Here is a 14,384-nt window from a genome sequence, read left to right as displayed (position 1 = left end):
TGGTGGGGGCTCTCGGTGGAGCGGAAAGGCCCGCGTGCGGCGCCGGGCCCCGACGCGCGGATCCGGACGGGGCGACACGGCGCCGTGTCCGGGGCCGGGCGGTACCCACCCGGCCCCGGACAGCCGCTCATCGGCTCTCGTCGTGGTTTCCGCTCGGCTGGGCGCGGCCCCCGTCCGCGTCCTCCACGGCGCCGCTGACGAGATTCCCGACGCCCTTGGCGGCATTCTTGGCGGTGGACGCCGCCACCAGGGCGACACCGGCCGGGCCGGCGGCGGCACCGCGTGCGGCACCACTGGGGGCCCCTCCGCCCCGGCCGCCGCCACCGGCACCGCCCGAGCCGCCACCGGTGCTCCCCGGACCGCCACCGCCGCCGCCACTCGAGCGGCTGCCCGTCGCCGCAGCGGCGAGACCGCCGCCCCCGGACTTGCCGCCGCCGCCCGAGGGCCCGGAGGCTCCGGTCGCCCCGGACTTGCCGCCCGAACCGGACTTGCCGCCGCCGCCCGCGGCCGCGGCGGATCCGACCGACTTGGCTCCCGAGGCGATCCCGCCGGCCGCACCGGAAACAGCACCGGAGTAGGCGCCGCTGCCGCCGAGGGCCGCGGTGGCGGGCACCACCAGTTTCAGCAGCGCGGGCAGCGAGATCGCGGACAGCAGCATCACGCAGATCCCGGCGATCTTGGTGTGGATGTTCTCGTTCTCCGCTCCTTCGTACTGGCCCGTGGTCAGGGCCGTGCCCGCGTAGATGACGAGACCCGCGGTGGGCTTGTAGAGCAGCCAGGCGAGCATCCAGCCGATGTGCTTGCGCCACCAGCTCCCGCCCCAGTCGAGCATGGACGCCGCGGCGGCCAGCGGAAGGGTGCCGAACAGCACGATCATGACGCCGAGCCGGACATAGAGCAGGATGCCGTGCACCACGGCGGCGATCAGCAGCAGGAACGCGAGGATCAGGTAGAGGAACGACGGCACGTCTTCCGAGGAACCGCACCCCATGTTCTTGATCTGCGCGTTCACGGCGCCCTCGAAGAGATAGTCGGCGTAGCCGTCGCCGACCCCGGCGGCGGCGGTCATGATCGTCGTCCCGCCGCCCGCCACGACGATCAGCCGCACCATGCCCCGCAGGGCGGTCTGCCCGGCGTCGACCCGGCGTTCCGAGGCCATGCGGACGCAGGCGAAGAGCAGGGAGCCGATGGCCAGGTAGACGACGACGTACTTGACCTGGTTGTGGACCGGACTCGACGCCGTGGTGGAGAAGGTGGGAATCGCCTCGGTGACCGCGGTGAAAGCGGACAGCGCGCCGGTCATGATGGCGTTCGCGATGCCCTTGATGATGGTGCCGATGGGATCGCCCAGGAAGTCGAAGAATCCCTTCGCGAAATCCAGGACCGGATTACCCGTGCTGCCGCACGCGGCCATCAGGCAGCCCCCCACTTGACGTATCCGCCGTTGCTCATCGCGGACGTGGCGGAGGAGAAGAGGGAGCCGTTCGACCGCGGTTCGACCTTCCAGTCACCGCCGTCCCAGCGCATCGAGACCGTCGTCCCGCTCAGACTCCCGTTCGCGCTCTTGATGAGGAGCCGCACTTCGGCGGCCTTCTTCGAGTACGACGGCAGCGAGAATCCCGAGTACACCCCGGGCTGCTGGTTCTCTACATCCTGCTGGGAGACCGTGGAGCGCTGGGAGATGAACTGCTTCCTGCCCGCACCGGGGACGAGTTGCTGCTCCGCGACGGTGCGCCAGTCGGCGCTGCTCATGTGCGTGAGGATGCCGTGTGCCGCCATGACGGCGCCCATCGGGGTGTGGGCGTAGCACCACCACACCGGTCCGTCGAACCGTGTCGGTCCGGCCGACGGCGAGGTGGGCACACTGATGCGGTCGAGAGTCTTCCAGGCGACGTCCTCGGGTGGCGAGGTCGGGCGGGAAGGATTCGTCCCGTCAGCTCCCGGTTTCCTCCGGGCTTCTCCGGCGCCTCCGGTGTTCTGCTCGTCGGTGCGTGCGGTGCTCTTCTCCTCGGGGGTTCCGCCGTCCTCGTCCTCGGTGTGGCAGCCCTTGGGCCGCTCGCCCGCCGTCCGACCGGCCTGCCCGGCCTCCTGCGGACGGTGCGAGGTGAGCGGCCCCTTCTCGGCCTTCCGGGGCGCCTCGGCGCCGTCGTCGGTCCCGCCGGACCCGGTGAAGTACGAAACGGCCGCGATGACCAGCGCGGTTGCCAGGAAGACGGCCGAGAACGTCCATCCGCGCTGTTTCCAGAAAGGCGCGTCAACCGCCTCGTCGTCCTGCTTGCGTGCGAACATTGCCACTCATTCCCGCCTCGGTGCCCCTCGGTGCCCCGGAGTTGCCGTCTCTTCAGAAGATCCAGTTCGCGAAAGGTCCCGCGGAGGCCACGAGGCAGCAGCCGCCCAGCACCATGCCGAGCCGGCTCATGTGTTCGGAGCTCTCGCCGCGCTTCAGGGAAATGCCCATCATGGCGCCGGTGATCACGATTCCCAGCACGCCTGCCGCGGTACCGGCCCACGCGGCCAGGCCGAGCATCTTGTCGATCTTCGGCCCGAGGCCGTCGGGTGCCTGCCGCTTGGGCTGCGGAACGGCCATGTAGAGGCTGAGCAGAGTGGTCTTCATCGGTTCTCCTGCGAAGTGTGTCGACTGGGACGTGTGTGCGGCGCGATGCCGCAGCCGGCGGGCCCGGCTGTCTTTCAGGGGGTCAGCGGGCCGAACCACTGCACGAGCGGCGCGGCCGTCGTGGCGATGACCGAGGCGATGAGCACGATGAAGAACCCGCGGAAATGCGTGGCCCCTTCGCCCATCTCGCCACGCCGCAGCTGGAGGGACATCTGGGTGCCCACGACGATGATTCCGAGCACGCCTGCCCCCGACGCGAACCAGGCCAGCCAGCTGAGGATCTGATTGGCGTGGCCGCCCGGCTTGTAGGGGGCGAGTTCGTCGGCCAGCAGTTGAGGCATCTGGCTCATGGCGGTCACCGTGTCTTCTCCCGCTTCTTGGGGTGGGCGAGCTGAGTTCCTGCCAGCTCGGCGAGCATGCGGACGGTCTTCGGTGCGGCTCCGGTCCGCATCTCCCCCCGCCACGCCGGGACCCAGGGCACCCGGTGGACGTCGGCGACGGAGCGCAGGACGCGGACGCGCTGCGCGAGGTGGAAGGGCAGCCGCCCGGGTGCGTCGGCGACGAGGACCACGGCGAGCAGGTCCAGCCCCGCCGGGCACTCTCCCGAGTGCAGCGCTTCCAGTGCCCGCGAAGCGGACCGCAGCCCCGATGCATGGGTCCGCGCCACCAGGAGCACCCGGCCGGACTCGCCCCGGGACGGATCGGGCCATCGGCGTCCCAGGTCGAGCCCGCCCACCAGGTCGGCGAGCGTGGTGCTTCCGGCGCCGCCGTGGGCACCGACCCAGCTGACCGGACCGCCGCCGTACGCGGTCGGCCCTCCGGACGCCGGAGGGTGCGGTGACCGGCTCGCGGGTGCGGCGGCCGGGCCGGCCGCCGCGGGCGGCCCGGCCGCCCGGTCCGCCGGATCGACGGCAACGGCGCCCTGGCCGCGTGGGACCGAGGGGGGCGCAGCCGGTGCGGCCGACGGTGCTGCCGCGGTGCCCGGACCCGGCAGCGGTGCCGCCGGTGTGGCCGGAGCCGCCACCGGCGGGGCAGCGGCCGGGGCCGGCTGCTGCCCCGCCGGTACGGCACGCCCCCGGAGGGCTGCGGCCGGATCGGCCGGGTGCGCCGCGGCGTCCGGTACGGGCCCCGCGGCTTCCGGAGCCGCCGGGTTCGCCTGGGTCGCCGGATTCGCCGACGGCTCTTCCTGAACGGGCGGCTCCCGCTCCTCCGTGGCCGCCTGAGGCTCCGTCGGCCCGCGTACCCACATGTGCGGGCCGGCGGACGCCCGGCCGGCCGACGCCGGTGGGGGGACGCTCATCGCGTGTTCAGCCTCCTCTCCTACGACTCGTGGATTCCTGCGCTGCCGCTCTCCTGCGACCGGCCCGTGGGCGGCGGGAAGACGAATTGAACCGATTCGTCGCCCTGCCCGTTCCGATCTGCAAGCGCGTTGCCCTCCGTCGGAGAGCCACAACGGGACTTCGGCGGAAGCGGTTCACGTTCTCGGGCAACGCGGCGACGTTCGGTGAGGAGAGAGGAGAGGAGGGGACGGGTGGTCGGTCCGTGAGCGAGAACGAGGGAAAGGCCGGCAAGGCGACGATGATCGGCCTGGTCGGAACGGGCTGCGGATGCATGACGCTGCCGGCCGCGGCGGCCGGCCTGATCGTCGTGCTGATCATCTTCGGCGGGCTCGGCGTCCTCTTCGCGCCCATCATCGCCCTCATCCTGTTCTTCGGCGGTGGCGGAGGGGGCGATGACGTCTCGCCCTCGGACATCGACACCGACAAGGTGTCCGAGTCGGTCCAGGGCGACGGCAAGGGCGAGTTGGACGAGAAGACCGTCCCCGAGGACCTGCTCGAGACCATCCAGGACGCCGGCGACATCTGCGACGCCATCGGTCCGGTCGTCATCGCGGCGCAGATCGAGCACGAGTCGTCGTTCAACAAGGACATGCTCGGTCCCGACGGCGAGAAGGGCATTTCGCAGCTTCCGCCGGACAAGTTCGAGGAGTTCGGCGAGGACGAGGACGACAACGACGAGACGTCGGCGACCGACCCAGAGGACTCGATCATGGCGCAGGGGCGCTACATGTGTTCGCTGGCCGAGAAGGTCGAACCGCTTGTCGACAGCGGCCGGGCTCCCGAGGGGCAGAGCGTTCTCGACCTCGCCCTCGCCGCCTACGACGTCGGGCTGGAGGCGGTGCAGGACGCCGAGGGTCTTCCCGAGTCCGGCCCGGCCCAGAGCTATGTCATCACCGTCCGGTCCCTCTTCCCGCGGTTCGAGGGAATCGGCGGCTCCGTCGCGCCCTCCGAATTCCCCGACTACGACGTCCCCGACGCGTCGTCCTCCGATTCCCCGTCCCCCGACCCCGATCAGAGCGGAGAGTGAGCCGCATGCTCGACACCCCCGACGGTCCGGCGCACGGTCACCGCTCGGAACCGGTCGGCGACACTGCTCCTCCGCTCCTCGCGGACCGCTTCGAGGCCCTCATCGCCCGCAACGGCAGCGTGGCGCTCAACGGGGAGCGCCTGCCGGTGGCGAGTGGGGAGGAGGTCCACGTCGCGGTCCTCGACGCCATACACCGTGCGGCCCAGGAGCGCGGCGAGCCGGTCGAGGCGACCGTTCTCGATCTGCGGGAAGGCGGATATGCGACCCATATCCGGGTTGCTCCGGACGGTTCGAGCCAACTGGTGGAGCCGCAGGCGGAGGTCACTGCCGAGGAGCCGCCCACGCCGGGTCCGCCGCGGTCCGGACCGGAGGCGGAGCAGGGCGGGTTCGAAGCGGCGCCCCCGCCCGAGCCCGGCCCACCGGCGCCCGGGCCGTCGGGCGTCGAGGAGTCCGGCGGCGGGACACCCGTGTCCGCGGGAGCCGAGCCCGAGCCCGAGGAGGTGGCCGCGTCCCGCACTCCCGCGTCCCGGACGCCCGGATTCCGGGAGCCCGCACCGCCTGCCGCCCGGACGGACGTGCCCGGGTCCGACCCGGCGGGCGGGTCCGACCCGGCGGGCGGGTCCGACCCGGCCGGGTCCACCGGACCGGCGGTGCCCGGCGAGCTGGCCGAGGCGGTGTCCCACATCAACCGGGCCGCGGCGCAAGGCGAGGCGCAGCGCGCGATGGTGCTCGCGTTCCGGCTGCGGGAGCACGCGGTGCGCAGCTACGGCGAGGAGCACCCCTACGCCCTGGAGGCCCGTGATCTGGAGGCGTTCGTCGCCCGTCAGGGCGGCAACTACGGGAAGGCGACGGAGGTCTATCTGGAGCTCGCCCGGATCTGCCATCAGCAGGGCGACCACCGTGCGTACGGGTATCTGCGGCGCGCGGTCGGCAACTGGTATCTGCTCGCCGACCCCGGGAAGGTGCTGACGCGTGGTCAGGCGCTGCTCTCCGCATGGTCACTGCTGGCGGCGCAGGACGGGCCGGCGGCCGACGACACGACGCTGCCGCGCCATGTGCGGCTGCGGATGGACGCGTTGGCGGAGCCTGCGGGCGGGCAACTCTGACGGTCCCCGTCGACGTGGACCGGACTCCGACACGCCCCCGGCGGGAGAGGAAGCGGCGTTCCGGGAGCGGCACGCGGCTCAGAACAGCTCCGAGGGAGGCCGTTGACCAGCGACATCAACATCCGATTGACGGCGAGGGCCGTCCCTCGGGGGCGAGCCGGCTCCCGATGCCGGTGACCGACTCACGAAATCCCTTCGATCCGTCGTGAACTTTCGCCGCAGGGCGCGCATCTAATGCCATGTAAAGCGCGGAAGACACTTGTTTATCGGGAAAAGACAGGCCGTGTCCAGTTTGTAGTTCTCTGTGCGCTTTTCGCGGAAGAGTGAACGGCCGTCAACGGCATGTGGATCCTCCCTCGCGACTCTCTGCCTCGTGAGGGGGCCGCTGTGCGTGTCCCGGTGCCGGTCCGCCGTTGTCGGCGGCATGATGCGAGGGGTTGGAACCGTGAGTTGGATCGTCTTGGGATCCGAGGGCGCCGACAGCGCCGGTGAGCGGGCGATGCGCTCGCTCTACGAGCAGCACGCTCGGCCGTTACAGGGTTATGTGCTCCAGTTCCTCGGGGGTGACGTGCAGCGGGCCGAGGACGTCGTCCAGGAGACGCTGCTGCGCTGCTGGCGCAATCAGCGGCTCGTCGGCTCGGGGCAGGATCTGCGTCCCTGGCTGTTCAAGGTGGCGCGCAATCTCGTCATCGACGACTACCGCCTGCGCCGGGCCCGCCCCAAGGAGGTCGACGGCGCCGCCTGGCTGGAGGACGTGCTCTCCGAGGCCGACGATGTCGACCAGGTGCTCTCCTCACTGGTCCTGGTGGAGGCGTTCCGGACGCTGTCGCAGGCACATCGCGAGGTGCTGTGGGAGACGTACTACACCGGCAGGTCGACCCGTGAGGTTTCCCGTGTGCTCGGCATACCCCCGGGCACGGTGAAGTCCCGTCTCCATCACGCGGTGCGGAAGCTGCGGCTGGCCCTGGATGTTCCGGGGCCGGTGGCCGGGAAGCCCACGGTCTCGGCGAAGTAGCCGGTGGTCGGGGTGCGGGGGCATCCGTCCCCGATGTGCCGTCCGGCGCCGGACGCGGAGCCGGCGCCGGACGGCCGGACGGCCCGACGGCCCCTGGAGGGGGCCCGTCGCGGGCGGGCGCAGATGCACAGATGCACGCCGAGGCGCTGTCCGGCGTGGGACAGCGCCTCGTGCGGGCAGTTCGGGAACGCGCTCAGCCGACGTGCACGTCGGTGGCCAGCGCGGTGACCTCCAGTCGGCCGTTGTCCACCCAGGCGGGGAACTTCAGCGTCTTGTGCGTGGTGTTGGCCGGCGGCGTCACCTGGAGGTACGCCGCGTCCCGTGCGTCGGGTGTCCCGGTGTTGGCGTGCGTCCAGGAGATCACGGCCGCCACGCTCGCGCCGTCCTTCAGTGCGATCGTCTTCTTGCCGGGGTCCTTCGCGTACCAGGAGTCGCCCCAGTGCACGGACGAGCTCAGCGTCCGGTGGCCGGAGTCCTCCAGGCCGAGGCCAGGGTATCCACGCAGGTTGCAGGTGTGACCGCTGGTGTTCTTCAGCTTGAGGACGACCCCTTCGTGGTTCATCCCGCCGCCGAGCTTCTGCCCGAAGGAAGCGGTCAGCCCCGAGGTGCTGCAGGTGGGCACGCTGCTCGCCGCCTGGCCGCCGAGTGCCTGGGCGGCTCCCGCACCGGCGAGGCCGAGTCCCGCGGCGGCTGCGACGGCCAGACTCGCGGCACCGAAACGCTTCGCCGCCCGTCCGCGTGCCGTGCTGCTGCGGTGCTGCTCAGTCATGTCGGGTATTCCCCTCTCAATCGGGGTGCATGTGCGGTTTACGGAAGATGTGATGCGCTCACTCCGCGAAAAGTTCACCGGAAGGTTCGTCGTGTCATGTGACGCCGGTCACGTCGATGGTGAAGTCGCCGCAAGCCGCAAGCCGCAAGCCGCAAGCCGCAAGCCGCAAACCCGGCGGCGACGAACCGCTCGGGTAGCGGTCAGGTAGGCCTCTTTGACCAGGGAGAACCCGTGCGCCATGACGGCGGCGGCTGTCGGGGCACTGTCAGGGGCCGGATGGAACCAGCCGCGCAATGTGGTGCCGTCCGCGTCGAATTCGACGTCGCGGCGTGTGCTGGAGTGCGAATCTGCGGACATGGGCGGGACTCCTTCGTGGATTCGGCAGGTGGGGCCGACAAGCGAGGGTGGTGCGGGACCCCGCAGTGTGACCGTGTGCGGGGTCCCGCCGTACCAGGACGGCATGCACTTCTCCCATTCGCTCAGCGCATGGCTCGTCGGTTCCCGGTTGCAGGGGCGCTTCTCAGTGGCCCGTGCGATTCCCTGCCCACACCGTGGGGATTCGGGCCGACCACGGGCTTGCCTGTTCCAACTGGCCGGCGAGGCGGAAGAGGCGGCTTTCGAGGCCGTATCCGGCGGCGAACTGCATGCCGATCGGAAGCCCGGTTTCCGCGTCGGCCGTCAGCGGCACGGACATGGCGGGCGTGCCCGCCATGTTGAAAGGCATGGTGAACGGAGAGCGGTCGAAGACGGTGTCGATCCAGCCGAGGCCGTCCAGCGTCCGCGCACTCTCGGCATAGGCGCCCAGGGGCGTGGGAAGCTCCGGCGCGGTCGGGGTGAGCAAGATGTCGTAGGTGTCGAAGTACCGGGCCAGGCTGCGGGAGACACGGTTTCGGATCGTGAGAGCGGCGACGAACTGGGTACCGCTGACCCGCTGCCCGTAGTGGTAGCCGGCGAGGGTCGCCGGTTCGAGGGTGGAGGAATCGATGGGCCGGCCGAAGGCGGCAGCCAACTCGTCGACCGTGGCCGCGAGGTTCGCCGTGAACAGATGGGCGTTGGCCAGGACGTACTCCTCCCAGTCGGCCCCCAGGCCGACCTCGGCCTCCTCCACCTGGTGGCCGAGGGATTCGAGCAGACCCGCGGTACGCGAGAGGGCGTCGGCCACCGGTGCGGTGGTGCGGCGTCCGCCCCATGCCTGGCTGAGGACACCGATCCGCAGCCGGCCCGGGTGGCGGGTGACTTCTTCCGTGTAAGGCCGGGACGGCCGCTGGGCGAAGTAGGGGTCACCCGGTTCCGGGCCGCTGATCTGGTCGAGCAGGGCCGCACTGTCGCGGACCGTGCGGCTGACGCTGCCGGGCACGGCCAGGCCGCTGAAGAGCTCGTCGAAGTCGGGGCCCATGGAGACTCGGCCGCGGGTGGGCTTCAGCCCGAAGAGGCCGTTGTAGGTGGCGGGGACACGGAGCGAGCCGGCGGCGTCGGTGCCGTGGGCAAGCGGTACGACTCCGGCGGCTACGGCCGCGCCCGCGCCCCCGCTGGATCCGCCCGCGCTCCGCTCCAGGTTCCACGGGTTACGGGTCGCGCCGTACAGCACTGGTTCTGTCGTGATGCTGTAGGCCATCTCCGATGTCGCGGTACGTCCGAACGTCACCAGTCCGGCGCGACGCAACCGCAGCACGAGGAAGGAGTCGGCGCGTGCGACGTGGCCCGCCGCAAGGCGGCTGCCCAGCTCCATGCGCCGCCCGGCCATGGCGGCTCCGATGTCCTTGATCAGGAAAGGAACCCCGGCCAGCGGTGTGCTGCCGGGCTTGGGTTCGTCGTCGGTCGGCCAGGTCTCCACGACGGCGTTGACCTGCGGATCGACCGCCTGCGTGGCCTCGAGCGCGGCTGCTTGCAGTTCGGCGGCGGTCACCTCCCCTTCGGCCACCAGCTCCGCGAGTCCGACCGCGTCATGGTTCACGTACTCGGCAGCTCTCACTTTTACTCCTAGCGGAAAGAACAATACTGCTGAGTCCCTGACGATACCCAACGGTATCGCATGGGACGAAGTGGTACCGTGGGAGCAATGAGACAAGAGGCCCCGCACCCGAGCGGACGTCACGGAGCAGCCATGGCATCGACCGCCAGCAGGCCGAGCAGGGTGGCGAAACTGCCGCCCCGCGAGCGCATCCTCGACGCAGCGGAAGAGCTCTTCCAGAGCGAGGGAATCCGGCGGGTGAGTGTCCAGGCGATCGCCGAGAAGGCCGCGACCACCAAAATGGCGATCTATCGGCACTTCGAGACCAAGGACGCACTGGTCGCGGAGTGGATGCGGATCGTCGCCGCCGACTACCAGGCGGCCTTCGACCGGGTCCGGATGGAATATCCCGGCCGGCCCAGGGAGCAGATCATGGGCTTGGCCCGCTTCATCGCCGAAGGATTGTCGGCCATCTCGCACCGGGGCTGCCCGTTCATCAACTCCCTGGCCGAACTGCCCGACCGCTCTCATCCCGCGCGGCAAGTGATCGAGGAGCACAAGGCCCACCAGACCCGCAGGCTGGTGGGCCTGTGCGCCGAGGCCGGGCTGCCCGACCCCGAGCAGGCCGCAGCCGAGATCACCTTCGTACTCGAAGGCGCGCAGGTCAGCACGCAGAACGGAAGCATCGATCGGGCGGGGGACCGCCTGATGAGAATCGTCGAGGGGATCGTGGATCGGCACCGCTCCCCTCTCGACGCATCCCGGTCGGCCGTCGGCTGACAGCCTCGAATCCGTGTCCCCGGTGACGGGAGCCCGGCGCGCGTCGCGCGGGAGGCCGGGCGGGTGTCCTCGTGGCGGTGCCCCCGGCCGTCCGGTGCAAGCGGGCCGGGGGCACCTGGTGCCCGGAAGGCTCCCGGCCGGGCCAACAGCCGGGTGTGCGCGCTCCGAGGATCCGCCTTTCTGTGGGGTGGTGTGTCGTCATTCCATGCTTTTCGGAGAGCGCTCCGCTGAAGCATCCGCCCTTCCGCGTGCTTCGGCGGATTTCTATTCAGTGCGCACGGAGGCAGCACCCGCAAGGGGTGCGGCGAATAACCCCCCGAGGGGACGGAGCGGATGCGCCGGGGGCGCATGACCTGGGCAGGGGGCGCATCCTCTCGGTGCTGTCCTGAGGGGCAGAATGCCCGCCGCCCGTGTCGCGGAATCCGAACGGTGGTGGAATCCGGACAAGGAGGGAATGCGACCAGCGGATAATCGACCGCCGGGCGCGGCGGAATACTCCGGGAGTGGCCGGTTCCCGCCTGAAGAAACGTCTCCCTATTCCGTCGTTCCGTCCGAACGAAGACGGACGGCGGCAGGGGTTCACCGGTGCCGCCCGCCGGGGCGGGCGGCACCGCCGACCGGACGCGGAAGGTGCGACTGCGGCTGCCAGCCGGCCGTCACCGGCCCGGCTCCTCCTCCCGCTCGCCCTCTGCCTGCGAAGGAGTGGTGCGCGGGCAGTCGGGGTGCTCCGCCTTGCGCCGCTCGGCGGGCGAGAGGGAACGCATCTCCGCGAAGCCGTTGTCACGCTCGCCCTCCGCCTGGGAGGGCATCGGGGTCTGGTCACTCATCGTGTCGCTCCTCTCACCGGACACCCGGGCCGCGACCACCGCGTACGGCCCGCCTGTCCCCGGGTACCCAGCCGGCGCCGGAGCGCACCCGGCGCCGGAGGGCGGCGGAGCGGCCCCGGCCGGGACCGCTCGGCCGGGACCGCTCAGCGCAGGGTGACGGTGAAGGTGCGCCCGTAGGCGTGCCGTGTGCGGACGACCAGGAGGGTGCCGCCGCGGACGTGGCGGACATCGACGTCCGGCCCGGGGGAGACCGGGCGCAGCCGTCGGCCGTGCAGCAGCAGGGTCAGCCGGTCGCGGTGCATCGTGGGGTCGGAGGCGGCGACGGTCACCTCCCGGTGGCGCCGCTGCCCGCGGCGCGGCTCCCGGCGGACGAGGACCGAGGCCGGACCGTCGAGGCGTACCCCGGCGACCGTCCGCGGTCCGCGGCCGAAGCAGTTCACGGCGAGCAGACCGAGGCCGGAGTGCCGCACCGCCTGGAGGCGGGCGGTGTTGGCGAGCACGGACAGCGGGCTGCCGTGGGTCCCGTACCGGTGCAGCGTGTGCTCGGAGGCGTGCGGCACGAGCGCGTAGGCCAGCGCACGCGGCGCGGCACCTGCCTCCTGGCGGAATCCGGCGCGGAACAGCTGTCGGGTGACGGGCGTGTCCGGGTTCGCGGTGCGGACCAGGCGGCGGCTTCGGGTGACGGTCTCCAGCCCGACGGTGACCGGGTGGCGCTCCGCGCCGGGCGAGTCGAGGAAGGCGTACCCGACGGCCGAACCGCGCGTCTCGTCCGCGTACCGCAGCCAGCGCAGTGGTGCGGTGCCCGTGGCGGTCGCCCGCCGGCCGCCGTCCCGGCCCTCCGCGCTGATCCGCAGCGCGTTGCCGGGAGGCGCGATGCGGGCGTCCACGGTCGTGGTGACCGCGCGCCCGGCCCGGTCACCGACCCCCGCGGCCAGCACCACGATCTCGTCGTCCAGCATGAACCACGACTTCGTGGCGGTCGCGTTCCGGTACACCGTGAAGTCGTCCGGCAGCCGGTCGCGTTCGGCGTAGGCGACGTCGTCGGACTGGATCATCCCGGCGGCTCCGCAGGCGTCCAGCACGGCGCCGCCCGAGTGGCGGGCGGTGCCGCGCGGGAAGTACACGTAGGTGTTCTGCGACTCGGACGAGGGCGTGAAGTGCAGCGGGTGGTCCGGGTTGTCGTAGTACGGCTTCCCGTACAGCTCCGGTACGGTCCTGCGATGCTCCTCCGGGGCGGTGACGCCTGCCAGTTCGGTGGGCGGGACGGCGGTGTAGTAGTCGGCTCCGAATGCCTGCCGCTGGTCCTCCCCGGCCAGATAGAGGTAGTAGGCGCCGTCCCCCTGGAACCACGGCATCAGGTTCTCGCCGCTCATGTACTCGTACTTGCTGATCCGCTCCGAACTGCGGGCGAGCGCGAATGCGTGGCCGGGGCGGCGGTGCACCGTGCGGTCCATCGCGTCGAAGGCGGTGCAGCGCGCCGCCGGGTTCAGGTCCTCGGCCGGTACCGAACCGTCCGCCAGGATGGCGGCGTGGCGCACCACGGTGAGCGGGGAGGCGAAGCGGGCCGGGTCGGGCGGCGCCGCCGACACCTTCTGCAGGTACTTCACATAGCTCTTGAGCGCGGTGGCCCGTGCGCCGTCCGCGTATGCCGTCAGATCGGTGACGGCTTCCGCGACGGCGGCGCAGTCGGCGTAGCCGCCGCCGGTGCGGGAGACGGCCCGGCCCTTGACGATCTCCATCATCCAGCCCTCGAACACGACCGGGGCGAAGCCGTCCGTCACCCACCGGTGCACCACCGGCACCAGTGCTTCGGTGCGCGCGTACCCCGTGCCGTCCAGGAACCCGAGGGTCTGCACGGCACGGGCCAGCAGCCCCTTCCCGTACGACCCGGTGTAGGCGACGGACGCGTGCTGGATGAACGACCCGTCCGCGTAGTGCCCGTCGGTCACGCCGTGCCGCAGCCGGTAGGGGTCCACCGTCGCGTAGACGGTGAGCTGGTCCTCCAGGGCCTTGCCGATCCGGGCCCCGTCGTCCAGCAGCGCTCCTTGCAGCATGCGGTTGGTGGTGATGTCGGCGAGGTTGGCGCCGGTGTGGAACCGTGAGTCGAGATCGACGTCGCCGTCCTTGCCGTGGCGCAGATAGGCGTCCATGGAGTCGATGTAGCGGCTGAGCAGCCCGGGTTGCTGCGCCGCGGCGTCCTCGGCGAGCAGGACCAGGGTGGCGGTGACGCTGGTGGAGATGCCGATCTCCCAGGTGAACCAGTTGCCGTAGTAGCCCTGCGACTGGTCGCCGTAGTAGCGCTCGTGGAGCAGGCCGAGGCCTTCCAGCACCCGGCGCCGGGTTGCCGCGTCGTTCGGCGGGCCGCCGGAGGGGACACCCAGGCTGCGCGAGGCCAGGGCGATCTCGTACAGCTTCCTGAAGGATGTGCCGAGGTGGCTGTCGCTGCTGCCGAGCGGCAGGCCGCGGAACAGCTCCCCGTCGTCCGCGGCCGCCATGTCGGCCAGATGGCCGCGCGCCGCCTCGGTGACCGCCGCCAGCTTCGCCGCCGTCTCCGGCCGCGCGTTGGACTCCGCCGTACCGGCCAGGACCGCGCGCGCGTTGCCCAGCAGCCGTCCGGTTCCCGCGTCGGCGCCGCCGCCCGGAGGGCCGTTCGCACCGGGCGGGGCGGCGTCGGCTGCGAGGGCTTCCGGCGCCGGGAGCACCGCTGCCAGCCCCGCGGCGGACAGCAGCGAGAGGACATGCCGACGGGGGATCTCCATGGGGCCTCCCTGGGGGAGCCGGACCGGCGTGGCGCAGGCATCACGCAGTGAAACAGCCGCCGGATGCCCCGACAACACCTCGCGCACCCCGGATCGGAGCCGCCCCGCGCTGGCGTGGCATGCCGGGAAGCCGGACCCGCAGCGGGCACCCTCGAAGCCGACAGCGGATCACGCCGCATGAAGATGCCCCCCAGGG

14 protein-coding genes are annotated in these 14,384 nt (G+C 71.5%); 4 read left to right on the top strand and 10 right to left on the bottom strand.

Annotated features, from left to right (window positions below):
• Window positions 1-127 precede the first annotated feature (127 nt).
• The 5 genes from A949_RS0100190 to A949_RS35275 form a co-directional block, all read right to left on the bottom strand.
• The gene (locus A949_RS0100190; RefSeq protein WP_037705632.1) at window positions 128-1,414 is read right to left on the bottom strand and encodes a hypothetical protein; all 1,287 of its coding nucleotides are present in this window, start codon (window positions 1,412-1,414) and stop codon (window positions 128-130) included.
• Window positions 1,414-2,289, bottom strand: coding sequence for a hypothetical protein (locus A949_RS0100185; protein ID WP_019353992.1), 876 nt, complete (start codon window positions 2,287-2,289; stop codon window positions 1,414-1,416). The genes A949_RS0100190 and A949_RS0100185 overlap by 1 nt, the downstream gene beginning before the upstream one ends.
• 52 nt (window positions 2,290-2,341) lie before the next feature.
• Window positions 2,342-2,614: a hypothetical protein gene (locus A949_RS0100180; protein WP_019353991.1), complete on the bottom strand. Its 273-nt coding sequence runs from the start codon at window positions 2,612-2,614 to the stop codon at window positions 2,342-2,344.
• A 74-nt stretch (window positions 2,615-2,688) separates the two neighbouring features.
• Window positions 2,689-2,964, bottom strand: coding sequence for a hypothetical protein (locus tag A949_RS0100175; RefSeq protein WP_026004196.1), 276 nt, complete (start codon window positions 2,962-2,964; stop codon window positions 2,689-2,691).
• Window positions 2,965-2,969: 5 nt separating this feature from the next.
• On the bottom strand, window positions 2,970-3,863 hold the full coding sequence (locus tag A949_RS35275) for a DUF6668 family protein (RefSeq protein ID WP_337462775.1): 894 nt from the start codon (window positions 3,861-3,863) through the stop codon (window positions 2,970-2,972).
• 293 nt (window positions 3,864-4,156) lie between these two features.
• Between A949_RS35275 and A949_RS31860 the strand changes: the two genes are divergently transcribed.
• The 3 genes from A949_RS31860 to A949_RS0100155 all read left to right on the top strand — a co-directional run bounded on the left by A949_RS31860 (window position 4,157) and on the right by A949_RS0100155 (window position 7,102).
• Window positions 4,157-4,981 (top strand): transglycosylase SLT domain-containing protein, encoded by an 825-nt coding sequence (locus A949_RS31860; RefSeq protein WP_051019340.1) that lies wholly within the window; start codon window positions 4,157-4,159, stop codon window positions 4,979-4,981.
• 5 nt (window positions 4,982-4,986) lie between these two features.
• Window positions 4,987-6,087 (top strand): hypothetical protein, encoded by a 1,101-nt coding sequence (locus A949_RS0100160; RefSeq protein ID WP_019353988.1) that lies wholly within the window; start codon window positions 4,987-4,989, stop codon window positions 6,085-6,087.
• 445 nt (window positions 6,088-6,532) lie between these two features.
• The gene (locus A949_RS0100155) at window positions 6,533-7,102 is read left to right on the top strand and encodes a sigma-70 family RNA polymerase sigma factor (RefSeq protein ID WP_237735692.1); all 570 of its coding nucleotides are present in this window, start codon (window positions 6,533-6,535) and stop codon (window positions 7,100-7,102) included.
• A gap of 193 nt (window positions 7,103-7,295) precedes the next feature.
• Here the strand turns inward: A949_RS0100155 and A949_RS0100150 are convergent, their stop codons facing one another.
• The 3 genes from A949_RS0100150 to A949_RS0100145 form a co-directional block, all read right to left on the bottom strand.
• A complete protein-coding gene (locus tag A949_RS0100150) occupies window positions 7,296-7,871 on the bottom strand; it encodes a DUF4232 domain-containing protein (protein ID WP_019353986.1) in 576 nt (191 codons plus the stop codon).
• Window positions 7,872-7,979: 108 nt separating this feature from the next.
• A complete protein-coding gene (locus A949_RS38770) occupies window positions 7,980-8,228 on the bottom strand; it encodes a hypothetical protein (protein WP_078565291.1) in 249 nt (82 codons plus the stop codon).
• 163 nt (window positions 8,229-8,391) lie between these two features.
• The gene (locus A949_RS0100145; RefSeq protein ID WP_019353985.1) at window positions 8,392-9,843 is read right to left on the bottom strand and encodes an amidase; all 1,452 of its coding nucleotides are present in this window, start codon (window positions 9,841-9,843) and stop codon (window positions 8,392-8,394) included.
• A 132-nt stretch (window positions 9,844-9,975) separates the two neighbouring features.
• Here A949_RS0100145 and A949_RS0100140 point away from each other — a divergent pair, with 132 nt between their 5' ends.
• Window positions 9,976-10,602 carry a TetR/AcrR family transcriptional regulator gene (locus A949_RS0100140; RefSeq protein ID WP_019353984.1) on the top strand — a complete coding sequence of 209 codons (627 nt, stop codon included), beginning with the start codon at window positions 9,976-9,978 and terminating at the stop codon, window positions 10,600-10,602.
• A 656-nt stretch (window positions 10,603-11,258) separates the two neighbouring features.
• Here A949_RS0100140 and A949_RS38385 read toward each other — a convergent pair.
• Both A949_RS38385 and A949_RS0100130 read right to left on the bottom strand, forming a co-directional pair.
• On the bottom strand, window positions 11,259-11,429 hold the full coding sequence (locus tag A949_RS38385; RefSeq protein WP_019353983.1) for a hypothetical protein: 171 nt from the start codon (window positions 11,427-11,429) through the stop codon (window positions 11,259-11,261).
• Between the two features lie 143 nt (window positions 11,430-11,572).
• Complete coding sequence (locus A949_RS0100130; protein ID WP_019353982.1) at window positions 11,573-14,188, bottom strand: polysaccharide lyase family 8 super-sandwich domain-containing protein; 2,616 nt, start codon at window positions 14,186-14,188, stop codon at window positions 11,573-11,575.
• Window positions 14,189-14,384 lie beyond the last annotated feature (196 nt).

The organism is Streptomyces sp. AA1529, from assembly GCF_000280905.1.
GTDB lineage: Bacteria > Actinomycetota > Actinomycetes > Streptomycetales > Streptomycetaceae > Streptomyces.
This window is presented reverse-complemented; position numbering and strand designations above follow the sequence as displayed.

Excerpts from the sequence above, each read along its gene's own strand:
- A949_RS0100190 (WP_037705632.1), bottom strand. The coding sequence starts at position 1,414 with ATGGCCGCGTGCGGCAGCACGGGTAATCCGGTCCTGGATTTCGCGAAG.
- A949_RS0100185 (WP_019353992.1), bottom strand. The coding sequence starts at position 2,289 with ATGTTCGCACGCAAGCAGGACGACGAGGCGGTTGACGCGCCTTTCTGG.
- A949_RS0100180 (WP_019353991.1), bottom strand. The coding sequence starts at position 2,614 with ATGAAGACCACTCTGCTCAGCCTCTACATGGCCGTTCCGCAGCCCAAG.
- A949_RS0100175 (WP_026004196.1), bottom strand. The coding sequence starts at position 2,964 with ATGAGCCAGATGCCTCAACTGCTGGCCGACGAACTCGCCCCCTACAAG.
- A949_RS35275 (WP_337462775.1), bottom strand. The coding sequence starts at position 3,863 with ATGTGGGTACGCGGGCCGACGGAGCCTCAGGCGGCCACGGAGGAGCGG.
- A949_RS0100160 (WP_019353988.1), top strand. The coding sequence starts at position 4,987 with ATGCTCGACACCCCCGACGGTCCGGCGCACGGTCACCGCTCGGAACCG.
- A949_RS0100150 (WP_019353986.1), bottom strand. The coding sequence starts at position 7,871 with ATGACTGAGCAGCACCGCAGCAGCACGGCACGCGGACGGGCGGCGAAG.
- A949_RS38770 (WP_078565291.1), bottom strand. The coding sequence starts at position 8,228 with ATGTCCGCAGATTCGCACTCCAGCACACGCCGCGACGTCGAATTCGAC.
- A949_RS0100140 (WP_019353984.1), top strand. The coding sequence starts at position 9,976 with ATGGCATCGACCGCCAGCAGGCCGAGCAGGGTGGCGAAACTGCCGCCC.
- A949_RS38385 (WP_019353983.1), bottom strand. The coding sequence starts at position 11,429 with ATGAGTGACCAGACCCCGATGCCCTCCCAGGCGGAGGGCGAGCGTGAC.
- A949_RS0100130 (WP_019353982.1), bottom strand. The coding sequence starts at position 14,188 with ATGGAGATCCCCCGTCGGCATGTCCTCTCGCTGCTGTCCGCCGCGGGG.